The 26,145-nt window shown below is 48.1% G+C and carries 21 protein-coding genes; 2 read left to right on the top strand and 19 right to left on the bottom strand.

Features of this window, described 5'->3' with window-relative positions; genetic code table 11:
- Window positions 1-225: 225 nt before the first annotated feature.
- The 6 genes from AC3G2T_RS22815 to AC3G2T_RS22840 all read right to left on the bottom strand — a co-directional run bounded on the left by AC3G2T_RS22815 (window position 226) and on the right by AC3G2T_RS22840 (window position 8,447).
- Window positions 226-480, bottom strand: coding sequence for a hypothetical protein (locus AC3G2T_RS22815; protein ID WP_488437018.1), 255 nt, complete (start codon window positions 478-480; stop codon window positions 226-228).
- 58 nt (window positions 481-538) lie between these two features.
- On the bottom strand, window positions 539-805 hold the full coding sequence (locus tag AC3G2T_RS22820; RefSeq protein WP_488437019.1) for an MBL fold metallo-hydrolase: 267 nt from the start codon (window positions 803-805) through the stop codon (window positions 539-541).
- A gap of 239 nt (window positions 806-1,044) precedes the next feature.
- Window positions 1,045-2,088 (bottom strand): NAD-dependent epimerase/dehydratase family protein, encoded by a 1,044-nt coding sequence (locus tag AC3G2T_RS22825; RefSeq protein WP_488437020.1) that lies wholly within the window; start codon window positions 2,086-2,088, stop codon window positions 1,045-1,047.
- 252 nt (window positions 2,089-2,340) lie between these two features.
- The gene (locus tag AC3G2T_RS22830; RefSeq protein WP_488437090.1) at window positions 2,341-2,793 is read right to left on the bottom strand and encodes an RrF2 family transcriptional regulator; all 453 of its coding nucleotides are present in this window, start codon (window positions 2,791-2,793) and stop codon (window positions 2,341-2,343) included.
- Window positions 2,794-3,145: 352 nt separating this feature from the next.
- Window positions 3,146-4,165: an SDR family oxidoreductase gene (locus AC3G2T_RS22835; protein ID WP_488437021.1), complete on the bottom strand. Its 1,020-nt coding sequence runs from the start codon at window positions 4,163-4,165 to the stop codon at window positions 3,146-3,148.
- A 907-nt stretch (window positions 4,166-5,072) separates the two neighbouring features.
- Window positions 5,073-8,447, bottom strand: coding sequence for an S-layer homology domain-containing protein (locus AC3G2T_RS22840; RefSeq protein ID WP_488437022.1), 3,375 nt, complete (start codon window positions 8,445-8,447; stop codon window positions 5,073-5,075).
- A 158-nt stretch (window positions 8,448-8,605) separates the two neighbouring features.
- Between AC3G2T_RS22840 and AC3G2T_RS22845 the strand changes: the two genes are divergently transcribed.
- A complete protein-coding gene (locus AC3G2T_RS22845) occupies window positions 8,606-9,352 on the top strand; it encodes a TetR/AcrR family transcriptional regulator (protein ID WP_488437023.1) in 747 nt (248 codons plus the stop codon).
- Window positions 9,353-9,384: 32 nt separating this feature from the next.
- Here AC3G2T_RS22845 and AC3G2T_RS22850 read toward each other — a convergent pair whose 3' ends face one another.
- The 12 genes from AC3G2T_RS22850 to AC3G2T_RS22905 form a co-directional block, all read right to left on the bottom strand.
- Window positions 9,385-9,639 carry a glycoside hydrolase family 78 protein gene (locus tag AC3G2T_RS22850; RefSeq protein ID WP_488437024.1) on the bottom strand — a complete coding sequence of 85 codons (255 nt, stop codon included), beginning with the start codon at window positions 9,637-9,639 and terminating at the stop codon, window positions 9,385-9,387.
- 221 nt (window positions 9,640-9,860) lie between these two features.
- A complete protein-coding gene (locus tag AC3G2T_RS22855; RefSeq protein WP_488437025.1) occupies window positions 9,861-12,305 on the bottom strand; it encodes a glycoside hydrolase family 3 N-terminal domain-containing protein in 2,445 nt (814 codons plus the stop codon).
- A gap of 34 nt (window positions 12,306-12,339) precedes the next feature.
- Window positions 12,340-13,416: a family 43 glycosylhydrolase gene (locus AC3G2T_RS22860; protein ID WP_474683531.1), complete on the bottom strand. Its 1,077-nt coding sequence runs from the start codon at window positions 13,414-13,416 to the stop codon at window positions 12,340-12,342.
- A gap of 50 nt (window positions 13,417-13,466) precedes the next feature.
- Complete coding sequence (locus tag AC3G2T_RS22865) at window positions 13,467-14,351, bottom strand: carbohydrate ABC transporter permease (protein WP_474683530.1); 885 nt, start codon at window positions 14,349-14,351, stop codon at window positions 13,467-13,469.
- A gap of 22 nt (window positions 14,352-14,373) precedes the next feature.
- Window positions 14,374-15,330: an ABC transporter permease gene (locus tag AC3G2T_RS22870; protein WP_488437026.1), complete on the bottom strand. Its 957-nt coding sequence runs from the start codon at window positions 15,328-15,330 to the stop codon at window positions 14,374-14,376.
- 73 nt (window positions 15,331-15,403) lie between these two features.
- Window positions 15,404-17,143, bottom strand: coding sequence for an extracellular solute-binding protein (locus AC3G2T_RS22875; RefSeq protein WP_488437027.1), 1,740 nt, complete (start codon window positions 17,141-17,143; stop codon window positions 15,404-15,406).
- 231 nt (window positions 17,144-17,374) lie between these two features.
- Window positions 17,375-18,982, bottom strand: a complete 1,608-nt coding sequence (locus tag AC3G2T_RS22880; protein WP_488437028.1) for a response regulator transcription factor — start codon at window positions 18,980-18,982, stop codon at window positions 17,375-17,377.
- A 5-nt stretch (window positions 18,983-18,987) separates the two neighbouring features.
- Entirely contained in the window at window positions 18,988-20,709 is a 1,722-nt protein-coding gene (locus AC3G2T_RS22885) for a sensor histidine kinase (RefSeq protein WP_488437029.1), read from the bottom strand.
- A 323-nt stretch (window positions 20,710-21,032) separates the two neighbouring features.
- Window positions 21,033-21,962, bottom strand: coding sequence for an SMP-30/gluconolactonase/LRE family protein (locus AC3G2T_RS22890; RefSeq protein ID WP_488437030.1), 930 nt, complete (start codon window positions 21,960-21,962; stop codon window positions 21,033-21,035).
- Between the two features lie 34 nt (window positions 21,963-21,996).
- Window positions 21,997-22,764 carry an SDR family NAD(P)-dependent oxidoreductase gene (locus AC3G2T_RS22895; protein WP_488437031.1) on the bottom strand — a complete coding sequence of 256 codons (768 nt, stop codon included), beginning with the start codon at window positions 22,762-22,764 and terminating at the stop codon, window positions 21,997-21,999.
- A 23-nt stretch (window positions 22,765-22,787) separates the two neighbouring features.
- Complete coding sequence (locus tag AC3G2T_RS22900; RefSeq protein ID WP_488437032.1) at window positions 22,788-23,645, bottom strand: fumarylacetoacetate hydrolase family protein; 858 nt, start codon at window positions 23,643-23,645, stop codon at window positions 22,788-22,790.
- A 99-nt stretch (window positions 23,646-23,744) separates the two neighbouring features.
- The gene (locus AC3G2T_RS22905; RefSeq protein ID WP_488437033.1) at window positions 23,745-24,380 is read right to left on the bottom strand and encodes a GntR family transcriptional regulator; all 636 of its coding nucleotides are present in this window, start codon (window positions 24,378-24,380) and stop codon (window positions 23,745-23,747) included.
- A gap of 74 nt (window positions 24,381-24,454) precedes the next feature.
- Here AC3G2T_RS22905 and AC3G2T_RS22910 point away from each other — a divergent pair, with 74 nt between their 5' ends.
- Entirely contained in the window at window positions 24,455-25,084 is a 630-nt protein-coding gene (locus AC3G2T_RS22910; RefSeq protein WP_488437034.1) for a GntR family transcriptional regulator, read from the top strand.
- Window positions 25,085-25,136: 52 nt separating this feature from the next.
- Here the strand turns inward: AC3G2T_RS22910 and AC3G2T_RS22915 are convergent, their stop codons facing one another.
- Window positions 25,137-26,141, bottom strand: a complete 1,005-nt coding sequence (locus tag AC3G2T_RS22915) for an alcohol dehydrogenase catalytic domain-containing protein (protein WP_488437035.1) — start codon at window positions 26,139-26,141, stop codon at window positions 25,137-25,139.
- Window positions 26,142-26,145: the final 4 nt, after the last annotated feature.

Here is a 26,145-nt window from a genome sequence, read left to right on the forward strand (position 1 = left end):
GACTCCCGCGCCTTCGCTTGGGCTACACCCGCCGCCGGCCATCTGTTCTGAATATTCGCAAAATAACAGTTCATCCATTATTTCGACGAGCTACCCTACTGACTTACACAAACTTCTTGACGCTACCTCTCACAGGCTGAAAACGGTCTTTTTTCATCTTAGAAAAACGCGAAAGGACTTTTTCAGTTTTTTCTGAGAATAACATTAAAACTCAAATTAGCCAATTTATAAATATTTCATTTTTTCTGAGAAAAAACGCATTTTATGAATATTCATTATTTTGAATATTATCCACTTTGTGATCTTGTTCGCAACAAGAAGGACAGCACCAGTTTTTGTACGTGCCAGGAATGACACGTGACCAATCGTGTGACCAGGTGTTGGAATGGCAAAGAATGAGCCATCGACAACACCACTCAAGCTGCCATCTGGATCTTTACGGAATGGCAATTCTTCAAGAGGCGGACGTCCAGCCAGCATACGATTGTTTGTGCCTTGCGCCATCATATTTAGGAAGAGACGGGCGTTGGCTTCGTTCTTACCAGTAGATAGGTGTTTCTTTAGGGACAGCTGGTAGACCTGTTACGTGGTCGAGATGGATGTGTGTCAAAAAGACACCCGCGAGAGGCGCTCCCTCGGCTGCAATCACATCTTCAGTGCTTGGCTGGGCGTTCATATCGTTGATACCACCATATTTTCTAAGCACCCAGCCAACACCAACTCCGCTTGGATCCTCAACAAGACGCTTGCTGACTCCCTTCTGGCACCAAGTGATTGCCTCCGCCCACCAGAAAGCGAGCACCATACTTCAAATTTCAGGGGTAGCTGCCATGTATGCTTGAAATTTTTCCATGTCGTGGACATCAATGCCTATGACCCAATAGCCTTTAACCATTCCTCTTACTCCTCCTGCCATTCGCTATTTATTTTGCGCATTAACGCTGGACCAAGCGTGCTAATTACGACATCAGAATGATCAATAGCTTGATGAACCAAAGCTTGATTATTTAGCTCTCCGACGTTCGGCCACCCCTTTCTCGTATGTCACCTCAGGACTTCAGCCAGCCAGGCGTCCTCGGCCGCGTAGTCGAAGAGGTACGGCTGCGCATAGGCCAACAACGGGAAGACTTCTCTCCAGTCCCGTCCTGCCAGTTGCCCCGCCAGCCACTCGACCGTCTCCATCAGGCTCTGGGCGTGGGCCGCCACTGGCCGGTAGCCCAACTCCCGTTCGGCAGCGGCCATGTCGCAGATTACTGGGTGATCAACCATCCATGGTGTTTTTCCCACGGACCGCGACGGAGCCGGACCGTCCAGCAGTAACGTCTCGGGAGCCTCTACGCCCATCACGGCATCAATTGCCGCTCCGATCTCGGCCACTGTTAGCACCTCAGGGTCACAGGCGTTGAGCACGCGAGAGCCTGGGTTCGCAGCCGCCAGCCGAATCAACTCCGCGAGATTGTAAACGCTCACCCGATGGAAAAGACCTGCCCCACGGTACTCAAGAACTCGTTGACGCCGCCCGTCAAGGTTACGCTTGATGAAGTACAACTCGTAGGGAAAGGAACTGTATAGGCCGTAAACAGCGCCCGCGCGCAGTATCGTTGTTGGCAACTGGTTGCCCGCAGCAAGTAGTTCTTGCTCCATAGCCGCCTTGCCGGTGCTGTAGGTGGCCTCGCCGGGCCGGATCGTCCGCTGGCTCTCGAGGATCGGCAACGGGAAGTGGGGGAAGCCGTCCGGTTCCGCCACCGTCTCGAAGTTCCGCCCCTTGTCGTCCTCGTATACTAGCGTTGTGGAAAGGACCACCGCCGAGCCGATGCGATCCGCCAAAGCAGTCAACTGCCGTGCGTGTGCCGCACCGTAAGAGACGACATCCACTACCACGTCACAGCCGTCGCCGATTGCGGCGGCCAGGGCCGCATCATCGGCCCGATCGGCCTGCGTGACCCGTACCTCGTCAGGCCATCTTTCGTCCCGCCCCCCGCTCCGGGAAACCGCTGTTACATCCCAGCCGTCCCGCGCCAGCGCATCCACTGCCGCTCGCCCAATCTGTCCCGTCGCCCCGATCACCACAGCACGTTTCTTTTCCATAGTAATTCCTCCATTTATAATTATTTAAACAAACACATGAACTAAAGCTTGATTATTTAGCTCTCCGACGATAATCTTCAAATTCGGATTTGACATTTCAGTGCGATCTGGACTTCTAACATATGCGATAACCGCATTTTCTTTGAGGCTCCTTTCTTTTTTTGTGCTTGTATTAAGCACAATTTATTCTAATAAAAAGTTGCATATGATCTTGCAACTTAGTGTTAGCTATAGAGCTTTATTGTTTGTTCTTTAAATGAATTGGACTCGATCCATTAATTGAGCAATCGTGTAACTTCGCAAATACTCAATTGTCTTTAATTCGGCTTCCTGGAGAATCTTTTCAAGTTCAATATCGAACTGTTCAACATCTAACCGTTCTCCGGCTTCGCAATCATAATCCACTTTATAATCCGCTTTAATTTCGGCATCATTGGAAACACTACTTATTGCTTCGTATATATCGCCTAATGTAATCTCTGCTGAAGATTTTCTTAAAAAATATCCCCCCTCCCGTCCGCCTTTTGATTCAACAATACCGGCATTGTTCAATGACTGCATAACTCTGCGAATAAAAGTAGCATGCGAATCGACTTGACTCGCTATCATCGCACTGTTTATCAAGTTGCCACTTTTGGCTATCCAAAGAATGGCTTGAATCGCTATTTTTAACCGAGGGGGACCAATGTGAACACCACGAGACACTGTACTCAATATTCTCCCTCCTTCCCAATTCAAATTGTAACTTTAATAAGCACGTTATAAACAATGAAACATCTATATACAAAGGGGTTTTTAAATTTTAGCATTTATTCTTGTCGCGTTGCTCAAAGACTGCCCATTATTAAACCAAAGTATCCAATACGGGACAATCGACGTTTTTTGTAAACTAGGAGAATGCGTTAGCTCAATGATTATTTAGAAGCAATTCACCTGCTTTGCGAGGGCCAGGTGAATTGCTTCTTTCTTTAACTTTTCGGCTATGTGATTGCTAACGCTCATTGGCTTAAATAATAAACCCATACGCTGAATGTAAAGTTTAAAAGGGATTATTTTGTTACCAACTGATCACGGAGCGATCTCTAAAAAACTTGCCGGTCGCTCCTACATTGCCCGTCGCCAGCCAAACAGCCGTATCGGCCCCTTGTTCAACCGATCTCGGAGCGTCAGCAGTGCCCATATCGGTACGAACCCATCCCGGACATATCGAATTTACCGTGATTTTGCTGCTACTTATGTCTGCTGCCAATTTTATCGTAAGCGCGTTCAGGGCAGTTTTGGACATACTGTATGCAAAATTTCCGCCATACCCGCCCATACCATCATTTAAAGCTCCCATGCTGCTGGATACATTGACGATTCTGCCGTCTGTACTGCTTTGCATTAAAGGTATGAGCACTTGCGATAAGAGAAGCGGACCGTACACATTCGTTTCCATCGTAGTTCGAACCGTATCCAAATCGATATTTGTCGTATCCTTATTACCATCGATATTGATGCCTGCATTATTGACCAGAATATCAACGACTCCGAACTGCTCCCGGATGTCGTAAGCCAGCTTGCGAATACTGGACTCGTTAGACACATCAAGCTGGTGAAAATGAACGTCAAGCCCTTCCTGCTTCAATTTGTCACTGGCCGCCATCCCTTTGTCTTCTTCACGAGCCGTCATGATGACGGTGACGCCAAGCTTTCCTAGCTGTTTGGCAATTTCAAACCCGATCCCCCGATTCGCTCCCGTAACGATCGCAATTTTTCTTCTCATACGGATATCCTCCTCATTTTCATCTTCTTTATTCATGCTCAACGACCAGAAACGTTCATTTGTCGCTTCATCATTTGTTCCAGGCGATGTTTTCACTGCTTCGCGCTTTTCAAAATATTGCCCGTTCACAACTTGCACGTTAGGCGAAGTGGCAAGATATACAGGAGTTTCGACACCTTTTTCCGTTTTTGCCGAGATCAGCCCGAACATAAACTGCATGAAGCTCGGCATTTGCTTGAGCAAGCTCGACTTGATCAGTCCGGGATGCAAGCTGTTGATCGTCACATCCGTACCTTCCAGACACTTAGCCATTTCCTTCGCAAAAATGACTAGGCCGAGCTTAGTCGAGCCTACCGCTTTTAAGCCGGCTTTAAGTCAAATCGAAAAATTCCCGGTCTTTTTTCCGAGAACGACCAGATCGTAATAAACAAAACTGGTAAACCCACGTGAATGCAATTCACTTGAAGTTGCTATTCCGATACTTGGCACCTGTAACTGTAACTATTTCATTTTCATGTTGCCGCCCCCTCATTATTCAATTGACACTATGTCAGTAATTATATTACACAATAACTTACATTTTGTCAACTAACCCATTATAATAAGCTCAAAGGGAGATCGGAACAGATAGGCACACGCCCGTCGATTTATAACTATTACAAGACGAAGGACAAGGTATTGCTGGACCTTCTGGCGCGGGAATTGCTACGTTAGCAAGCCAGTCTGTTGGAAGCAGAAGACTGGATTCAGTGGGGACTTCGCTGCCGACTCACTCCGATGGTCGAAGTGGCCAAAATGCTGCAAAACCACTACGATGGCGTTGTCCGATGCACCACAATCAGCTACTAGGTGCGGTGTCCGTTTAATTGATGATATGGCCGGACTTGCTTACCATTTATCGAATGGAGAAGGGTACGAAGGAGCCAAGATGTCCAGGTTAAAATAAAGAAAAGCCGGTGCTATAACCGGCCAGGAGACTATCAAGCAAAAAGTGTAACCTTTGAAAAGGAATCTAGCAAACAAGTGCCGAGGGCTTGACCTGGAGCCTCTGGCGGGTCCGGCGTACGCGCGATGGGCGAAGGGGCAGGGCCTTTTTAGCGTCGGGCATCAGCCTACCAGACCCGCCGCCTTCACCTCAAGCCCCGCTTTTAGCGTACTTGAACGCGATCGGGATAACAAACCGTTAATTGCAACAAAACTTGGGAAATCCATCCCTTTTTTACCACTCATTTACTAACTTTAAGATGTTGTTTGTGATTACTGCCGCTTGCGCGCGAGTTGCTTGAGAATTCGGTGCGTATTCACCGTTGCCTAATCCGCTAATTATTCCAGCTGATTGCAGTGCAATAACTGCTTCTAACGCATACGGAGAAATTGTATCTACATCCGCAAATGCTATAGGGGCATCTACTCTCAACACAAGCCCAGCATATACTAAAACTTTATAAGCCATTACGGCCATATCCTGTCTGGTAATTTCGTCATCCCCACCAAAACTGCCGTCTGTTCTGCCGTTAACAATGCCTAATTGGTGTGCTGTTGCAACCGCGTCAAAGTACCACGTGTCTGTCCTGACATCAGAAAAAGTTGTCACCGCACCTGCCTTAGCAGTTAATTCGAATACATTCATCAACATGGATAAAAATTCAGCTCTTGTCACTTTTTCGTCAGGATTGAAGCGTTCATTATCCACACCTTTAACTATTCCTCGTGAAGCTAATATCTCGATTGGATCCTTCGCCCATACTTGCTTTACATCTGCAAAGTTCACTTCGGCATATGCCACTGCATACTGACTAAAGTGCTTAGGCTTGAATTCCACCTTACCTTTGGCTGGATTATACTTGCCATTCTTTACAATCTCCAGTTCTCCGTTATCTTTAATGTAGTAAATAACAACCTTGTTCGGATTCTCACCAGGCTTCAACTGATATGGCACTGCTACTTGAACATCACTTCGACCATCGAACTTACTAACCTTCAGACCGTCAACCGATAGATTAAAATCGTACACTACAGCATCTTTTAATCGAGCTCGTATCTCAGCCGGTAAGCTGGAGGTATCCACTTTAGCCACTGAAACCTTCACATTCTTGGCTGCTGCTGAACTCTTTGAAATTAGTTTAGTGGAAACAGTTATTGTAGCCAATTCAGTATCAATTTCGATATCTTTAATCGGTGCTGTTTCTTTACTTAAAAGTTTATCAACCGGAACTTCGACTTCCATTTGATTTGTATTTGTAGAAGTCTCTACTTTAATATGAAGTTTGTTGCCTTCAGTTTGTTCAAGTACGCTCTTCATCGTTACAGCATCCAGCTTAACTGTCGCTGTTCCGTCAGCATTTGTCATCGGTTTAACAAGTACTTGACCGTTAGTCACAATTGCGTTGTCAGACGTGTTTTGGGTGGAACCGTTGCCAGACGTGTTTTGGGCGGAACCTCCACTACCGTTATTGCTTGGGCTATTTGGTGATGATTCGACTACAACGCGAACGCGATCCAGATTCTCAACCAGTGCGTATGGAGTCTTCGTGTCACCATCACGTTGGGAGGTCACTTTCAGCGATGGGAAGTAGGTACCTGGTTTGGTATAAGTGTAATACACCGATGCTGTAACCGAAGACGTGTCATACACCGATGCTGTCACCGAAGGCTCCGGTGTTCCGAAAGGCATTTCCGTGAAATTGCCCGTACCTTCGAAGTCCCATTTCGTGCTTACAACCTTGCCGTAACCAGACGGGACTGCAGCTTTCCCCTCGAAGGTAACGCGTTGACCGGCTTCAACATGTATCGTATTACTGTTATTCACTAAAAGATCAACGACAGGCTGTATTCCTTTTCGTTCATCGGCACTCTCCGGTAACTTAATCTGACTTTCGACTACATCGTAGTGAGTAGATTCTGCAGGAGCCACACCTTGTTCTACCCAGGCACTTAAGTCACGAAGCGCCTGCTGAAAAATGCCATCATACTTCACTACAACAGGACTGCGAGGTTCACCATCGTAATGGTCTGCATTGTCGGTGTACCATAGCCGGAAATTATCATCGAAGCTTTCTCCAAGGGACTCCTTCACTCTTGCACGATACCAGTCCCCATTCCAAGGAAGAGCACCTAGATCGAGCAGGTTTGTGATTAAGATGACTTTCCCTTGAATTTTTCCGCTGTGTGAAGATACTCCCCCGCCAGCCACGCCACCAATGATCATGGGTCCAATCTCCATTGGACGCTGTGGGTAAATCGGCGTTCCATCAGCCGCTCTGAACTGATCCCAAGGATAAAAGCCAGGCCTGCTCGGAACCTGATGACGATGGTACGAAAGTAATGCTAGGGACCAACGGTTGTCGATATGCAATTTAACACCATTCTTTATGGCGTTCAATACGTTAGCAGAGTTTCCGCTCCCGATCGTGAATACTTTAGTCGCTGTATCCAGTGAACCTGTCAGTTTTCCGACCTCTGCCTTTCCATCAACCGCATAAAGTGTGTAATCCGTACCGGTTCGAGTCAGTTTCGTCGGTGGGCCATTCACAGAAAAACTAATCGGTACATTATGCTCATCCCGAATGACTTGCGTTATAGTGGCGAATTGGTCGACCTTGGCGCTCCGGAACAAATCGCCGAGGTCCGATTGTTCCGTCCCCAGATAGCCTGGTTTAGTCCAAAAGTCTTCGACATAAGTGCTATCCGTTGCTCGAATCACGTCCGCGAAGCCGAGGAGCGCCTCAGGATTGCTCAGACCGAGCGCCTTGTAATTCTCCCATGCCTTAAGCGGTATCCCCAACTGCGTTACCTCTCGCAGCACTGACCTCTCCATTTCATTCAAACTGGCATAAGGATCACCACTGCCTCCTGGGTTTAGTGCATCCGCAATCTGTGGCGCCTTGTCATTCAGTACAAACCCCGCAAAGGCTAGTATGAATGCGCTATTCGGAATAGATGTCGGTATGGCCGGGACAAAAGGTACAGCACCATCCCATACCCCCGAGGTATTCTCAATGGCACCAACAGTTTGAATGGAGCCGCCGCTGCCTCCGTAAATGTAGCCGTAGATCCGATTGGAAGTGCCGTAGTACTCCGCAGCTACCTTTTTTGAAAATTTTGCGGCGGCTGCATCGACCCGGTATCCGCCGCCTCCGTTTGTCTGTACCGTATACGCACCGCTGTCTGCGCCAAAGCTGATCGTTACGTCCCTGGCATTCTCGTCAAAAAGCGGATATACCAGTTGGAAAAAACGCCCTTTCCACTGGCTCTTCGGCGGGAAGTAAAAGTTGAACTTCTTATCCGTGCCCTCAAAGTGGCCAGATACTTTTCGATGCGGTACCGGGGTGATCAGATCGGTCACAGTGTCTATAACCGGTTGATTGTAATCCGGATCCTCGCATTCAGGAGTGACCCATATAGGCCCGGATACTTGCTGCGATGTACACTCCTCAACTGACGTAGACTTGGTCTTCTCTAACGGCTCCGCAGCGGCACTTATACTCGGTGTTAATAAAGTACTCCACATAATCACCGCACCGGCCGCAGCAGCTATCCGTTCAAATAGTTTAGAGCATTTAAATTTCTTTTTTGTTTTTTTAGATATCTTCATCGTATTCCTCCCCTTCAAATAGAAAAATAGCCGTAAATAATATAACGAAACTCTTAACGATTCGAATCTGCAAGCGCTTACGGAATTAACAATCTACCTCCTCATTTATTTAATGAGATTTCCTGAAATAAGTATATTTCAATCAAATATATAGCGTAATGAGACTTTGTTTAGATTCTAGACTTCCATTTGCAATTTTTCTGAAAAGGCTGAGCATTTTTCTGTCCGGCAGGCGATTCCGTAAAACTAAACTGGTAAACCCACGTGAATGCAATTCACTTGAAGTTGCTATCTCGATACTTTGCACCTGCAGCAGACAGGAAGAAATCATCAATGCCTGCGACACATTATTCAGTCAAAGCGGATATGAAGGCGTAACATTTAAGGCAATTTCCGAAATGACTTCTTTTACACGCCCGTCGATTTATAACTATTACAAGACGAAAGACGAGGTATTGCTGGACCTTCTGGCACGGGAATTGCTGCGTTGGCAAGCCAGTCTGTTGGAAATAATAAACACCACAGCTAAGATGACAAAGGAACAATATAGCGGCTTTCTGACGAAGACTTTGTTATCGCATGAAAAGATGTTGAAGCTGCTTTCCATACTCTTTTCAGTTCTCGAGATCAACAGCAGTGTTGAAAAGCTTGCAGATTTCAAAAAGGTTACCCATTTTCTGGACACTATATTTGCAAGCTTGGACAAATATTTTCCTGAAGCGGCCCCAGAAAACAAGGCCACTTTCGTTTGGTCGTTTTCGGTGTATATTCTGGGGCTGTATCCGATATCTCATCTGTCGCAAAAACAGCTTGAGGCTATTCAGTTAGCCGGGATTAATTACTCCAAACCAGATCTTGAATATTTGTGTTACCACGGGATACTTCCACTACTTTCTGGCTTGTGATATTACGTTCACCAAATCTATTTTTATAGGAATTATGGTATGGTAGGTAAAAAATGGTGGGTCTTAGGACCCGCGTATTCGACGTGAACATTGCGGTTCGATTCTATTTTGCCGGAGTCCCTTACCAATGCCGACGTGAAATCGCCATGATTTGCGACCTCGATTTGATAGGCCGATTGGATAAAGCCTCTCTTCTCCGATGTCAGTTCCCAGTTGAGCCGGGGACGAGTATCGTCTATACCCAATGGATTCTTTCTGTAATTCACCTGAAGGTTCGTAACATGCAAAATAGCTCATATTAATCTTCGCTCCTTTAGGATCGCGGCTTGTAAAAAAACAGTAAGTACCCGCGATTACAACGGATTACTTACTGTTCTCTTTTATTTCCGCTTGCTGCTTAGCAATAGGCTTCGTTTGGCGTCTACATCTTTCCAACCAATCCAATCAGCATGTATATCCTTGCCGCTCCTATCCCCTTTGAAAACTCTCTTATCGCATCGGCCATCCTTTACGACTGAATGCTTGCATCCGCATAAAACCCTCTTGTTTTTCCGTCAATGAACAAATCAGATGAAATTCGGAAAGAGCTTTTCGCCCGGAGATCATGGGAAGAAGCCCCAATCATAACTTCGAATTCGCCTGCCTCGATTTTCCACACCATGTTGGTATCCAGGAAAGCAAATTGACCCGGATCCATATGGAATCGGACCGTTCTCGTCTCGTTCGATTTCACCGGGACTCTAACGAAACCTGCCAGTTCTTGTACGGGACGTACGACACTCGCATATTTGTCGCGAATGTAGAGCTGAACGACTTCCTCGCCGAATACCTCTCCCGTATTCGTGACGTCGACTGTGACGACAACTTGCTCAGCAGGCTCATACGCTTCCTTGCTGACCGTCATGTTCGAATAACGGAAGGAAGTGTACGATAAGCCATGTCCAAAGTAATACCGGGGCTCGCGAGGGCAATCCAGATAACTCGTATAATCGTTCATCGTGCCGACATGGTAGCTCGATCCTTGATCGTGATTATAGAAAAGAGGCACTTGTCCGGCGTTGTAAGCGATCGAAACGGGCAATCTTCCAGCCGGATTATAATTGCCGAATAAAATATCCGTCACGGCTTTCGCACCGTATTGTCCCGGATTCCAAGCTTCGAGAACAGCGTCGATGTGCTGGTCTGCCATGTCGCTCGATATCGGTCTGCCGTCAAAATGAACCGCGACCGTCGGCTTCTTCAAAGCCGCCAATTTCCGGATGAAGCTTTCCTGGCAGTCTGGAAGCCCAATATTCGTCGTATCGATCCCTTCGCCCGTTGTGCTGAACATGCCCCAGCCATGCTTCCCGCCTAAAGTAAAGATGACTACGTCCGCTTCTGCTGCCACCGCCAATGCCTCATCATGCATGGACGTATCGTTCCCGGCATAGGCGTAACCATAAGCGTAAGTCACTTCGGCATTCGGACATTCAAGAATGATCTGCTCGAGCAGATTATTACATGTCGGATAATGCTTTCTGACGAGTTCCTCCGTTTTCGGGCTTTCGACCTGCACGATACTTCCGGGATACGTGTAGTGATTCTTAGCCACGCCGAACTCGCTCGCATTCAGATTTGAAATTTTCTCAAAGTCCACGCCCGCCATCGTGTTCCCGACATTGTGCATGGCATCGAACAAGCTCGTATACGAATAGCCGCCGAAAAACGATCTGGTGGATGCCGCATGGTGGCCGATAACGGCGATTTTCTTTTGCGCGTTCCTTTGCAACGGAAGCAGGCCATTATTCTTCAACAGAACGATCGATTGACGCGCTGCTTCCAAGCTAATTGCTTTATTATTAGGATCTGCATAAATCCGTTCCACGGCAGCCCTCGACATCGGATAAGGATTCTCGAACAAGCCCAATTCAAACTTCGCGATCAATACGCGACGGACAGCTTGATCGAGAAACTCCATGGAGATCTTCCCGTCCCGAATACGCTGCATTAACTCGTCGTTATAGCAGTCTTTTGAAGGCAACTCTACTTCCATTCCGGCCTTCAAGGACAATTCACCGGCATCCGTTATGGTCTCGGCAACCCTATGCCTCGAATGAATCTCAGAGATGGAGACGTAGTCGGATACGATCAAGCCGTCAAAGCCCATTTCCCCGCGCAGAAATTCGGTGAGGTACTTACGGGAACCGGCTACAACTTCGCCATCGATAGAGCTGTACGTATTCATGATCGATTTCATGTTTGCAAGCGTCATAGCAGCCTGGAATGGCTTCGCATAAACCTCCCGAAGCATTCTTGGCGGAACCGGCGTCGACGCAGCATGAATGCCTCCCTGTGTCATATGGTAGCCGATAAAATGCTTGGCGCATGCCAGCATCCCTTCTTTGAGGTCACCATCGTTTTGCAAACCCGACACATAAGCCGTTCCCATTGCCGCCGCCAATGCCGGGTCTTCCCCATACGTTTCACCAAGACGACCGAAGCGAGGATCGCGGTTAATATCCAGCACGGGGGCGAACGCATGCGAAACGCCGACGGCCCGGGCCTGATTGCGAATAATTGTGGCCAGTTCCTTCTGAAGCGCGGGGTTCCAGGTGGAGGCTTGTCCGATTCCCGTCGGGAAGCTTGTTGCTTCAGGAAGCATTGCACCGGTTAATGTTTCCACATGAAAAATAGCGGGGATGCTGTGTTCGCTTAACTCCATAATTTTATTCTGGATGTGGGTAACATTTTCAACGACGGACTCCTTGTTATCCAATCCACCCGCGAATAACATGACGACTTCCCCTGCGCCCTGGGGAAAGTCCTTCTCCAGCTTTTCAATCGACCCTTTATCCGGCATATAGCCGACAATTTGGCCCATTTTTTCTTCAATACTCATACGCTGCAATAAATCTTCCGCACGCTCTTGAGCAGATAGGGAAGAATCCAAATAGTTAAACGTTCTTCTGTCCATGCGTATCTTCCACTCCCGTTTAAGTCAATTATTATTATTCGTAATCCTCTGTTTTCCATTCTTCCTTCCAATCCAGGTAAGCCATTGTCCCATCAAACCGGACCGGAAGCCATACATAATCGGAATTGCAAGTATCGAAATCGATCGATACAGGCAGTTTGTCTTCCTCTTTCAGCACATAGTCGATTTCCGGGTCGAAGACCGACTTATAAATGTCGGCTGCGATGCGGGATTGCGTTCCGTCCGCAAAACGATCCCCTACAAGCTCCGGAAGGTTCGGTATCCATCGATCCGCGAGCGCGATATAGAGATCTTTCTTGAACGGGTGCTTAAAGACGGACGTAATCTGCGAATTATAAGACGTGCGCGACCGGTCGTCCGGATGCGGATCCCCCAGAACCTCCCAGGGTCCATGGAAGGTTTTCGCACTAGCGACTTCCGATGGGTTCGGATGATAGCCGGTCGTTCCCGACGTAAATAAATAGTGCAGCCCTTTTCGATTGAAATAGGCCGGCGCTTCCCGCACGTAAGGAGGCTGGACATGAGGAAAATGCGTAGAATAATAGCCGGTTACGTCCGTATAATCATCTGTCAAGTCGGCGCAAATGAGTTCGGAATGGACTCTTTCAAAATAATAATAAGCTTTGCCGTCCGGCGCGACGACCAAATCGAAATCGCCGGCGCCCATGTTTAAAGGGCGAATATCTTTGTTTACGACCGTGTAGGGACCAAGGATATGGTCCGCTGTCAGGATCGTAGATTTTTGACCTTCTTGCCTCATGACTTTAACCCAACATACGAATTTCTGCGTCGACTGATTAAAGATAATATGCGGTCTGTCCATATATTGTGCAGGATGCAGCGGCGAATCAACGTCATCTACGTCCGGAGGAATGATCACGCCTTTGTCTTCCCAATTGTATAAGTCTTTGGAGGCGTAGCATCTTACTCCCCAGTGCCAAATCCCGCTGCCAGCCTTCGTCTTTTCTTTGTTTTCACCATACCAATAGAACGTATCGCCTACGGTAATAATAGATCCGCCGTGGGCCTGAATTCGCTTGCCCTCGGTGTCCAGCCATACCTGGCCCGGTCTGATCGAATTGTATGTCATGCGACTAACTCCTTCGTTGTAAACATCTTTGGGATTTCTCCTGAATACTGCTATTCTTTCACGCTGCCGAGCACGATCCCACTCATAAAGAACCGCTGCAGAAATGGATACACGAGCAGAATCGGCAGCGAACCAAGGAAGATCTGCGCGGATTTAAAGGTGCGGTCGCTGATTTTCGATAATTCCGCTATCGTTTCAAGACTTGCGTTATTAAAATTTTGCTGAATAATCACGGTCTGCAAGTAGCTTTGCAGCGGGTAATTTCCCGGCGAATTCATGAAGATGAGTCCGTCGAACCAGGAATTCCAGTGGAATACCATGGTGAACAGCGTGATGGTAGCTAAGGCCGGCGCGGATAACGGCACGTACACTTTCCAGAGTGTCGTCCAGTGGCCGGCACCATCCATAAAGGCTGCCTCTTCCAATTCCTTCGGCAAACCCCGGAAGAAATTGAGCAAGAGGATCATATTAAAGATCGGCACCGCTTGCGGCAATACAAGCGCCCATACGGAATCGAGAATTCCGGTGTACTTCACCATCATGTATAACGGAATAAGCCCGCCGTTAAAAAGCATCGTAAACACAAACACCCAAGCGTAGACTGTCCGCCCCCGGAATTTGTTTACCTCTTTCGACAGGGGGTAAGCGACGAGTATCGTCAGCACCATATTGACGCTCAAACCGACGGCAACGCGTTTGATCGTCACCAGGATCGACTTGAAAAACTCTTCTTTTCCCAGAACGTACTTATAAGATTCCAGCGTGAATTCGACCGGCCATAGCTTGACGTAACCTGCGGAGGCCGCGGAACTGGAGCTGAACGATACAGCCAGCACATGAATAAGCGGTAATATGCACAGAACCGACAAGAGAGTCAGGAAAATGTAATTAAACCCTATAAACATTTTGCGGCTCAGCGTAAAGCGTTCCACCATGATTGCTCGACTCCTCTCACTCTTAGAATATCCTGTAGTTGGCGAAACGGTAGGCAAGGAAGTAAGACCCCGAAAGCATAATCAGAGAAACGACCGATTTAAAGAGACCCACGGCAGTCGCTACTCCGTACTGTGCATCAACGATGCCAATCCGATAAACGAAGGTGTCGATAATGTCGCCTGTTTCATACACTTGAGGACTATACAAATTGTATACCTGATCGAAGCCGGCATTGAGGACTTGGCCCAAAGCCAGCGTTGCTGTCAAAATAATGATCGGCGCCATACCTGGCAAAGTCACGTACAGCGTCTGCTTCCACCGATTCGCGCCGTCAATAACCGCCGCTTCGTATAATGTTGGATTAATGCCGGTCAGCGCGGCCAAATATACGATGGTATTAAATCCGAATTCCTTCCACACGTCCGATGTAACCAGAACGGAGCGGAACCAGCTGTTGCTGCCCAAGAAATAGATCGAGTCAATTCCGAGCCAATTCAACATTTGGTTAACGATTCCGTAAGAAGGGGACAAAATATCGATCAAAACCCCTCCGAGAATAATCCAAGACAAAAAGTGCGGCAAATAGACCAAGGTCTGAACCGTTCGCTTGAACAGCTCCTTGCGAATCTCGTTAAGCAGCAAAGCAACCACGACCGGAACAATCAAACCGACCACGATCTTCATCACGGCAATGATAAGCGTATTCCAGATAATCTGAAAGGATCCAGGCAAGGCCATTACATAACGGAGGTTATCAAGGCCGTTCCACTTGGAATCGAAAATGCCTCGTGCAGGGTTGAAATCCTGGAAGGCGATGACGGCGCCGAGCATAGGACCGTAACTATAGACGAGAATTAAGATCAGCCCTGGCAGAATCATCAGATGTAAGGGCAATTGAAACTTCCAAGCGCGCTTTTTCCCCGGCTTAGCCGCCGATTCCACGATTGTTATTCGATCTTCTGTCACTTTATTCAACACGGCGGATCATCCTTTCTTGCCCATATGGCCGAATTCTGCCCTCACAAAGGACAGAATTCGGACTTTTTTGCCATTAACGGGCTTTCATCAATTCATTAACTTCCTTCGTCATATCATCGCCGCCAAGCTTCTTCCAGTTCGCTACGAATTTGTCGAAGCTGTCGAGTGATTCACCGAGAATAATTTGCGTAAATGTTTGGAGTTCAAGCTTTAGCAGCGTCGCATCGCGTTTAATCATCGTCTCCGTATTGATCTGACTGAATGCGTTCGGCATCAGCAATTTGTTGTTTGCATAGTTATCGATAACGGCGAATGCGGAATCCTTTGTTCCGAAGATGCGATTGATTGCCCAGTCAAACGTCTCCATTTTTTCGCCGGCAAGATACTTTTTGATCGCTGGGTATGCGGTTATTTGTTCAGAATTCAATTCCGATTCGCTCTTCGTGCCGGCAACAATTTCTTTAAACAAACGATGCGTATTCAGGTTCTTCTCCGGCTCGGCGGCATAAATAGAATACTGCCAACGTTCAACACTGCCATCAGGGCTCTTTCTTAGATTGTTGGCTTCTTCCGGGGAGTAATTCTTACCGTAGGAAGCTTCAAAGAACAGGTTGACCATTTTGAGCAGCGCCTCCGGATGCTTGGCATTCTTGGTCACCGCAAGGTATTGCGGTGTGTTTAAATAAAGGGACGGCACTTGCGATTTCGCCGGCTGCCCGTCAACGGTCACGAGCGGGAAAGACTGTATATCTGCATTCGGATCATTGTTCTTTAGATCCTGCAATTGAAGCGGCACCGGCATGTTGCCGAACCACAAGCCTATTTTGCCGGCAACGATCAGTTCCTTCTCCTTGCTCCAATCCTTCACGCCGAATTCGGGATCGATATACCCTTTTTTATACAACTCCTGCAGCTTACCTAGCGCCGTCTTCACTTCCGGCTGAATGCTCCCGAACTCGATGGTGCCGTTTTCCTTCTTCACCCAGTTGCCTGTTCCTTGCTGGCGCGGGTATGCGCCATAGCTATTGAAGAACCCTTCCAGCCCGTCGAAGAACCCGTACAGATCCTTATCCATGGCCATACCGTACGTATCCTTCTTCCCATTGCCATCCGGATCTCTATTCACGAAGGCGTCCATAATGTTGAACACGTCCTGCATCGACTTTGGCGGCTGGAGCCCGAGCTTATTCAGCCAGTCGACACGGACCCAAACCATCGGAGCATTGTTGAGCGTTGACGAAACTGCAGGAATCGCCAGCAGTTTGCCGTCGAAGGTAGCGGAACTCATCGCGGCAGGTCCCGACTGTGTCAACATATCTTTGGCCATTGGACTTGCGTATTTCTTGTAGATCTCGGTTAAGTCCGCTAATTTGCCCGCTTCTGCTAATTGCCGCAGCTGCGAGGCGTTGAGCGGAACGATATCCGGCAGATCGCCCGAGGCGATCGAGACGTTCATCTTCTGCTCCCCTTGTCCTCCAGGCTCATTTCCGACAACGCTCCATTTATTCGTGAGCTTAATTCCGAGCTTGTTTTCATATTCCTTATACCAGACGTTGTTGTCGATCGTATCTCCCCCCGCAAACTTTACACCAGTACCGAGAATACGAACCGTCGATACTTCAATGGGTTTGGCATACTTCCCTAGATATAGATCCTCTGGATTCGCGGACTCCGATACGGGTGTTGCAGCAGCGTTGCCATTCCCCTCTTTGCTCGCGTTATTCACAGGATCATTGTTAGAACTGCATGCGCTTACTACTAAGCTAAAGACCAACAGACTGGATGCAGCCAATAATCTGACACGTTTTTTCATGCTTTGTTCCCCCCGGTTTTGTTTGTAAGAGACCTCAATCTCTTGAATTAAGTATAGTAAAAAGGCCCCTTCACCGTATATTGCACTCTGTTTGTATTCTTTACTTTCCTTCGCAAGTTTCGTTCGCGGACTTCATCTTCAGGAGGAAAGGAAAAAGGAAAGCCTCGATTTAGGCTTTCCTTGCAATGTTCTCGTAATACGGTACCGGGACAATAGTCTCTCACTCCCAGGCTAAAGTCTGCTTCTGAATTCCTGCGGCGTTACGCCAACATGCTTCTTGAAAAACCGAGTAAAGTAAGCCGCAGTATAAAACCCGACCGCGACGGCAACATCCTGCACCTTCGCTTGAGATGTTGCTAGTAAAGCCTTCGCCCGTTCCACTCGAATCTCTGTGATGTAGTCGGAAATGTTGCGTCCGGTATAAGTCTTATACAGACTGGAAAGGTAAGACGGATTAAGATAGACGACGTCCGCGAGGAAGGCTAGCGAAAGATCCTTGTCCAGATGCTCGACGATATAGCGGTTAAGCTTGTTAATAATGCGTTCAGTGCGCTCGTCCTGCTCTTGTTTCCCATGCCGAATAAGATTGCAGCCAATGTCGCTCAGGAACTGTACCGCCTGCTCCTTTGTCTTGTGTGCAGTTACGTCAAACAACCTGCGTATTGTCATCTCGGCATCCGCATCGTCACTATTATCGTTACGGTTCATTTTGTTCCATTGATTGAGCAAAATAACGGCAACGGCATAATACGTCTGCGCATAAACGGTGAATTTATTGGGCAAGCTCCGGAACAGCACGTTTAGCTGCTCCAAGAACAACGGCATCTGCCCCATCTCGACGGCGCTCTCGATTCTGGATATGTTCAGTGCAGGTGCCTCTGAGAATTGAGCCGCATTTTCCTCGCGGTATAGGAGAATCATTTCTTCCCCGTTGCCCAGCCCCAGGATCAGACTTTGCTTCAAAAGATGATAGTTCCTCGCGATATCTTCCCAATCCGCTTGGCTTCCGTAACTAATAAACGACACCGGTATTTGCAGCAGCGCCCTGCACGTTTGCTGTATACTTTCCAGCGTTCCCTGAATGTAAGCCGGCAATTCGTCCCACTCCCTTTCACCGGAAGCCTTCGGCTGGATTAGCCATACGAAGTAAGCGCCGCCGAGCATGACGGGGAGCATGACGACCCGGTCCATGAACTCCTCGGCAATATTTTGGACTGCATATAAGAGCAGCGATTGATCGGACAGGCTATAACATTCATCCCAATGGTCGACGCGGCCGCAGACCATTATAATCGCCTCCTCGGGACGGAGCAGCGTGTCGAGCTCCCGAAGGCGGGCGGGGAGATTGTCGGTTGCGGGTCTGCCCTGCTCCACGAGAGCCGTAAACCACTCGCGGCGCAGCATCGGCAGAAGCTCCTTCAATTGGCCTTTGGCCCGGATCAGCAGGTCCTCGTTGCGGAGGTCTTCCTGAATCGCGTCCGAAGCGCGCTGTAAGCTTTTGACGATCGCTTCGTCGCCTTCGGTTTTCAGAATATAGTCCACGCCGCCTCCGCGCTGCGCTTGCTGCGCAAATTGGATATCGTTAACTCCCGTCAGGAAGATCACTTTGCAGCGCGGCCAACGGGTCTGTATCCATTGCTGCAGCTGCAGACCGTCCATTTCCGGCATGCGGATATCGCTTAAGACGATATCCATCTTCGTACGGGATAGCCACCCCATGGCTTCCTCCGCGGAGTACGCCCGGTAAATATCCAGGTCCATGTCCGGCTCATCTTGCAACATCTCGTAAAGCCCGTCCACGGTAAACGGTTCGTCGTCGACGATCATTAATCTATACATAGGTTTTAACCTCCTTGCAAAGGAATCGTGATGATGATTTGAAGTCCGCCGAGGGCACCTTTGCTTAAATGCAGGCCAGCCGAGCCGCCATATTTAATCTGCAGCCGTCTGTGTACATTGATCATGCCCGTCGTAACCGTAACGTCCTGCTGTCCGTTCAGTAGCGCCTGTAGAAGGGCAACTTTCTCTTCGTCAATCCCCCCGCTGTCTTCCACGCGGATGCGCAACTCGGTTTCCGTCATGCGGAAATCGACTTCGAGTATGCCGCCCTTTGCTCTTTTCTCCAACGAATGCACAAACGCGTTCTCGATAATCGGCTGCAGAATGAGCCGAGGTACGAGGAGTTGCTCTGCCTCCTTCGGTATATCAGTGAAATGAACCGTGATGCGGTTGGAGAACCGAATCGACTGAATCTCCGTATAAGATTTTGAGTGAGCCGCTTCGCTGGCTAGTGTGACTTCCTCGCCATTGTCCCGGGTGATAAACTGGAAATACTCACCGAGATGCTTCGTCAATCCCATAATCCTTTCGTTGCCGTCCTGCTTCGCCATGCGGTACAGAATAAAAAACGCGTTGTATAAAAAATGTGGGTTAATCTGAGACTGAAGATGCTTTAGCTCGGCTAGGCGAATCCGATATTGCTGTTCGTATACTTCCTGGATCAATCGTTTGACCTCCCGTACCATTGCATTCAGCTGCTTGTATAAATAACCGAACTCGTCTTTGAAGGGATATTCGATTGACACATCGAATCGGCCTTGCTCAATCTTTCGGAATGAACGGACAAGCACCATCAGTGGCCGATGTATGATACGGTACATGCTGAACGAGAAGGCGATAATAACCAACACGGAGACGCCATAGAGGATAAATCCCCAGTTGCGATACCGTTCGAGCGGTCTCTCGACCTTATCGGACGGTACCATCATCAGCAGTTTCGTGTTTAGAATTTCCGACTTTTTGACGGCTAACAGATAATCCCGGTTGTCGATCGAGACTCTTCGGTTGCCTTCCTCCGCCGTGTATAACAAGGTTCTCGTCTTGTCGTCCAATGCCGGGGCGCTTGCGCTTAATGACGACCATACCATCTGGTCGCTCGACAGAACGGCAACACTGTCTTCCAAGGCAAACTGCTTGAGCTGTGCGGTTATTTCCGAGCTTGATATCTCCACGGCAATTAAAAACAACGGCGAATCGTTGAGGTACCCATACGGCATCGTAATAAAGACACGGTTATCCCAAATAAGAAAAGGCGAATCAAGCGGATTCACCGGGACGGACAGCGCCCGGAACATTTCGTCATTGAAATCGACAATCGAATTAGAATCGGATGCTACAATCCTGTTCATCTTGGGAATGAAGACCAATGCATTCTCGATAAAAGCACTTGATTGGCCCAACAAGTCCATCTGCTGCTTTAGCCGAAGCACCGAACGGTTCCGTTCAATGACCGTCATAATCTCCGAGGTTGTGCTGAGTTTCAATAGGTCCTCATCATTAACGTACTCCCGCAGAAGCCGCATTGTCCGGTCAAAGTCTCCGTCCAGGATGTCCATGTACAACTCTACGCGCGAAGACAGCGAACCTGCGATCTCTTGTCGAACTATGTCCGCACCGGCCTCGTTCATCTGAAGCCCTAAGTAGAAAAGCGGCGTCAGCACCATCAGAAAGGTCAGCGCAATCTTCGGCAGTATCGGGAGTGAGCCTAGTTTCTTGATCATCTGCATCTTTAACCTTCCCCTGAATAAAAAGTTGGTGTCGCATCGGTAGCATCTTCTATTATCATAGCGATATAATGAGGAAAAGGGAGAGCCGCAAATCGGCTTTCCCTTGATTCTTTTCTAATCAAGCTCGATCGATGCTCGTTTTCTGGCTGCCATTCCGGCTACTATTGTATAGCGTTTAATGGACGACGACTCGAACTCGACCGAGATTTTGATTTTGCGCGAAAGCCGTCTGTCACTCGAAAATTGTTGCTGTTTGACCATAGCGCGTAAGAGATCTCTCGTGATTAAGTATATAAGAGAGGGGATGAGAGGCATATTAGACTTTATTTGGATTCTGAACTTTCGTTTGTGAGTTCTGTGCACAACGAGTTGATTTTTTCCCCAAAAGGATAAGTTTGAATTCCTGTAACTGTGGTCTCCACAGCAAATAGAGCTCCTGCATGAGGTTGGTTAAGCAGCTCCTCTTCCCTTAGACCGCAAGACGCCGTTGTAATGAACAATGTCCTCAGCTCGGGACCGCCAAACATGCAGGAAGTGACAAGAGCCGCCGGTACTGAAATCCTCTCCAGGCACTGCCTTGTTGCCGGATTCCATCTGGAGACTTGCCAGCCATTCCAATGGGCAATCCACAGCATCCCCTCGGAGTCTATCGTCATTCCATCAGGCCAGCCCTCTTCCGGCCTAAAATCGATTACACAGCGAGAATTTGAAATCTCTCCGCTGGGATCGTCGTAATCAAAGGCCGTTACTTCTTCCGATGCACTGTCTATATAATACATAGTCAAACGGTCCGGGCTCCAAGCCAAACCGTTCGATATGGTTATGTTGTTCAGCATTGTGCAGCACTTATGATCCGGGTCCAGGCGATATAAACTTCCTCTATGCGGAGCATCGTCAAGATCTTTGGTCCCGGCCCAAAAGCGTCCATGTGGATCGCACTTGCCATCGTTGAAACGGTTATTGGGCAGGTCACTTTCCGGGTCATATACAGGGATCAGTTTGCCATCATTCAGCGATAGAGTGTGGTATCCTGTTTCTGATACAACCATAAGTCCCCCACCCATTTTAGGAACGACCGCACTGATCATCTGGTCGAATTCTACCACATTAACCCGTTCGGAGCTTAGTTCTAAGCTATAAAGGCGACGATTTAGGATATCTACCCAATACAATGTTCCTGTTTCAGCATCCCAACTTGGGCCTTCTCCCAGCGACGCCCTCACAGCCGCCGCAACTCTTAGTGAATTAATCACAATGAACTTTATCCCTCCTTAGCCAAACAAACTCTTAAAGGTCTGCGGTCATACCACCATCCGCAACTAGCGTAGCTCCCGTCATAAAGGAGTTTTCGGAGCTGGCCGCGAACATAATCACAGCAGCTATTTCCTCGGGTTGTCCTACACGACCGACCGGTTGCGCTTCATTCCATTGCTTCATGATTTCTTCCCGAGGCGCATTCAGCTTTTTCACACTGCTTTCAAGCATTGGAGTTTGTACAGCCCCCGGCAGCACACTATTAACCCGAATGTTCTGACGGGCAAAATCAAGAGCAATCGCCCTCGTCATCGCTACAATGCCCCCTTTGGAAGCCGAATAGGCAGAATACCCCTCTAGCGTAGCCAATGCATGAACGGAGCTTACATTCACAATTGAACCGCCGCCATTCTGAAGCATGAACGGAATGACTTCCCTGCAGAATAAGAATACCGAGGTAAGGTTATTCGTAATCACTTGATTCCACTGTTCCAGGCTCATATTGGTTAGACAAATTTGCGGGCAAGTTGCTGCGTTATTGACTAAAACGTCAATTTTACCGAACTTTTCCATCGTAGTACGAACAACCCTTTTCACATCAGCCTCTGAGGAAACATCTGCCTGCAAAGCGATCGCTTCTCCCCCAGCGTCGATAATTTCCTGCACTACAGCTTCCGCTTTGCTGGCGGTTCGGTTCACGACGGCGACCTGTCCACCCTGGGCAGCGAACTTGTGTGCCGCGGCTCGCCCTATGCCGCCTCCGCCGCCTGTCACGATTATGACCTTCCCCTGCCAATTCATGTGAACATCCCTCTCTTCCTAACTTATTGCTCAGATATGAAAACACTTCGAAGTGTGCCGATTCCTTCAACGGTAGCTTCTACTATGTCGCCCGGCTTAAGCCATACCTGCGGTTTTTTTGCCATTCCTACTCCCGGCGGAGTCCCGGTGCTGATAATGTCCCCAGGCCGAAGGGTTATCGTGTTCGAAAGAAATGATATCAAATAAGGAATATCAAAAATCAATTCCTTCGTATTCGAATTTTGCATAACCTCGTCATTTAAAGTTAGATATATGTTTAATTTTCCGGGATTCGGGATTTCATTCTTCGTTACAATCCAAGGCCCCATGGGTGCAAAGCCGTCAATCGCTTTCCCGCGTGTCCATTGAGGTTCGTTCAATTGAATATCGCGGGCGCTAACGTCGTTTAGAACGGTATATCCAAAGACGTAATCCATGGCGGAATCCTTTGAGACTTTCTTTGCCGTTTTTCCGATTACGACAGCCAATTCCACTTCATAATCACACTGAAGCACCTCTTGGGGAATGACCACCTTCTCGTTGTGTCCGACTAGACAGTTATTATATTTCGGAAATAGAACCGGCACCTTCGGAACTTGCATGTTGGATTCAATGACATGGTCATGGTAATTCAACCCGATACATATGATTTTCTCGGGGTCTGTCAAAGGAGACAACAGCTTAACCTCATGCAAGTCATAAACCGGAGACCCTTCCGTAATATTTGCAACATCCGATTCGCCCATCTCGTTAAATTGAGCTATGAAATCCTTCGCGGTACCCCGAATGTTTAATTCTTTAATCGTATCGGTTCCTTCCAAGATTCCAACTTTAAGCTGCTGATTTTCATCATTCAAGCTATAATATTGCACTATTTTCATGATCGATTCCTCCACCTGAAGCTTAAAATACTTATTTCATCTATGGATTAAAGGTAGCACGAGACCGTTTACATCTACAAGATGTCTAACTTGTATACATCAAAGCATAATCTTTTTTACATACTGAATATGATTGTAAACCAATTGTTCCGTAGCAGCCGGGTCATTCTCTTCAAGCGCTTTGCGAATTTGCTTATGTTCACTCAAACTTCCCCATAAACGGCTATGATTTTTGTAAAATGTGGCCCTCACCGCCATCAAAAACTTATCCTGCAGCCTGGACATCGCTTCCGTGTATTCTTCATTATCCAACCCCTTGATCATCATCTCATGAAAATAGCGATCTAACTGCACGAAAGCTACGATATCCTCTTGCTGGACGCATTGCTCCTGAAGAGCTAGATTTTCATCCAAACTACGAAAAAAATCCGCATCCATCTTGCCTGTCAGTTCTTTGGCCGCGAAAGTTTCCAGGGATAGCCGCAACTGATAAATATCCATTATTTTTTTTAATGACATCTCCTGAACGATCACACCCTGGTTCGGCGTTAACTTCACTAGTCCAAGCATCTCGAGTCTGTCCATAGCCGATCGGATCGGCGTTTTGCTCATACTCAGAAGTTCGCTCAGCCGCTTCTCCGAAAGAAACGTCCCCCCTTCCCACTCACCGCTGACGATTTTCTGCTTGATCGTTTCAAAGGCAATTTCCCTTAAAGTGGTTCCTGTTGCGATCATACCGAATTCTTCCTTTCCAGATTTAATTGATTTATTATGATTATAAACATTTCTAATCGGAAAGGAAGTTGCTCATGAGTACATCGTCCTTACGTCATCAAGCCTATCTAACGATACATCAATGGATTGTTTCCGGAAAATTACCCAGGGGAAGAGCGACTTCCGAGGTAGAGTTAAGCGGCATGCTGGATATGAGCCGAACTCCGGTCAGAGCCGCTCTTCAACAGCTGGAGCAAGAAGGCTATCTGCGAATAGCGCCCAAACATGGAGTCATTATTCTGGATTCATCCGCCCAAAGGATAAGCGACCTTCTGGAAATCACAATTTCCTTCCTATTGTTCTCCGTACATTATGCATGGGATGTAAAACAATCTGAACTGGCGGATTATTCCGCGAAGAAACTTCTTTCCTTCAGGAATTTGCTGAAAGAGGCTGCTAGTCACCCTGGCGCTCTGATCGAATTTGAATATGACCTGTTGCTCGGTTTAATCGATATTTCCCGCAACGAAGAAATGTCCAGACTGTTTCGAAACACCGCATCCAGATTATTTTGGACTTCCAATACGAAAAGATGGAAAGCGCCCAACTACGGTGAAACAACTAAAATATTGGATCAACTGATCGAAACGATTCCAAGTGATTTAGCGGTATTCCGCGATGCTTTATTTCATTATCTTCAAGTATTAAAACGAACGTGGGTGTAGGCTTGTCGGCCTAAAGTAAAGGGGGCGCATAGCGCCCCTTACCTCGTGACTGTTACCAGCTCAAAATGATTTTTGCGACCTTGCCCGGACCGGAGATCAGCTTCTCGAAGCTCTCGCTGCCCTGATTCATGGAGGCGAATTCAACCCAGGGGAGCATATTGACTTTCCCTTCCTCTATCCAACGCAATGCCGTATCAAAGTCTTTAGACGAGTAAGCGAATGCCCCCATGGTTATCGTTTCGTTGCGTATCATATCATTTACTTGCAGCTTGCTTTCCACTTCATGCAAGCCTGTGAACACTACTTTACCGCCAGGCCGCACCGCCTGTATGCTGCCTCTGCGGGTCGTCTCCGCGCCAACTGCGTCTATCGCAGCGTCAAAGTCCCCGCTCCATGACGGCTCCAGCTGTTCCAGGCCGGTTGCGGCGATTCCGCCGAGCTCTCTTACAATCTCGAGTCTGGCCTCGTTGCGGTCAAGCACGACAATATTCCGAAGACCATGCACTTGAGCAGCCTGAAGTGCGAATAGTCCGATCGGGCCGGCACCGTAAATAAGCAATTGGTCTTGCGCATTTAACTCCAACAGACGGCATACATGAATCGCGCAGGCAAATGGTTCGGCAAATGCACCTTCCCCGAAAGACACGTGATCATCGAGTTGATACACATTCCTTGCCGGGACTGCAACGATTTCGGCAAATGCCCCCGGCCTGTGGGCCCCAAGCAATTTTCGTTCGCCGCATAATTGAGATTGACCATTACGGCAGAAGCGGCAATGCCCGCATGTCACAAGCGGGTTGGCTGTAACGCGAGCTCCGACTTGCAACCCGTGCGATTCGTTTACTTCCGATCCCAACTTTTCAATAACGCCTGAAAACTCATGGCCCATGATCAGGGGCGGCTTGCGCAAGGAATTATGTCCCAGGTAGCCGCTGAGTTCGGAGCCGCAAATGCCCACCTGCTTCACCCGAATCAATACCTCATCGGAAGCGCAAACGGGGACGGCAACCTCACGAATGTTCAGGGACCGCGGCCCCTCATAAACGAGTGCTTTCATGCCC

Source organism: Paenibacillus sp. sgz302191, assembly GCF_057749925.1.

Coding starts and splice junctions, on each gene's coding strand:
- AC3G2T_RS22845 (WP_488437023.1), top strand. CDS start 8,606: ATGAGACTTTGTTTAGATTCTAGACTTCCATTTGCAATTTTTCTGAAA.
- AC3G2T_RS22905 (WP_488437033.1), bottom strand. CDS start 24,380: ATGATCGCAACAGGAACCACTTTAAGGGAAATTGCCTTTGAAACGATC.
- AC3G2T_RS22915 (WP_488437035.1), bottom strand. CDS start 26,141: ATGAAAGCACTCGTTTATGAGGGGCCGCGGTCCCTGAACATTCGTGAG.
- AC3G2T_RS22815 (WP_488437018.1), bottom strand. CDS start 480: ATGCTGGCTGGACGTCCGCCTCTTGAAGAATTGCCATTCCGTAAAGAT.
- AC3G2T_RS22910 (WP_488437034.1), top strand. CDS start 24,455: ATGAGTACATCGTCCTTACGTCATCAAGCCTATCTAACGATACATCAA.
- AC3G2T_RS22820 (WP_488437019.1), bottom strand. CDS start 805: ATGGTGCTCGCTTTCTGGTGGGCGGAGGCAATCACTTGGTGCCAGAAG.
- AC3G2T_RS22835 (WP_488437021.1), bottom strand. CDS start 4,165: ATGGCTAAGTGTCTGGAAGGTACGGATGTGACGATCAACAGCTTGCAT.
- AC3G2T_RS22825 (WP_488437020.1), bottom strand. CDS start 2,088: ATGGAAAAGAAACGTGCTGTGGTGATCGGGGCGACGGGACAGATTGGG.
- AC3G2T_RS22900 (WP_488437032.1), bottom strand. CDS start 23,645: ATGAAAATAGTGCAATATTATAGCTTGAATGATGAAAATCAGCAGCTT.
- AC3G2T_RS22880 (WP_488437028.1), bottom strand. CDS start 18,982: ATGTATAGATTAATGATCGTCGACGACGAACCGTTTACCGTGGACGGG.
- AC3G2T_RS22865 (WP_474683530.1), bottom strand. CDS start 14,351: ATGGTGGAACGCTTTACGCTGAGCCGCAAAATGTTTATAGGGTTTAAT.
- AC3G2T_RS22875 (WP_488437027.1), bottom strand. CDS start 17,143: ATGAAAAAACGTGTCAGATTATTGGCTGCATCCAGTCTGTTGGTCTTT.
- AC3G2T_RS22840 (WP_488437022.1), bottom strand. CDS start 8,447: ATGAAGATATCTAAAAAAACAAAAAAGAAATTTAAATGCTCTAAACTA.
- AC3G2T_RS22895 (WP_488437031.1), bottom strand. CDS start 22,764: ATGAATTGGCAGGGGAAGGTCATAATCGTGACAGGCGGCGGAGGCGGC.
- AC3G2T_RS22885 (WP_488437029.1), bottom strand. CDS start 20,709: ATGCAGATGATCAAGAAACTAGGCTCACTCCCGATACTGCCGAAGATT.
- AC3G2T_RS22855 (WP_488437025.1), bottom strand. CDS start 12,305: ATGGACAGAAGAACGTTTAACTATTTGGATTCTTCCCTATCTGCTCAA.
- AC3G2T_RS22860 (WP_474683531.1), bottom strand. CDS start 13,416: ATGACATACAATTCGATCAGACCGGGCCAGGTATGGCTGGACACCGAG.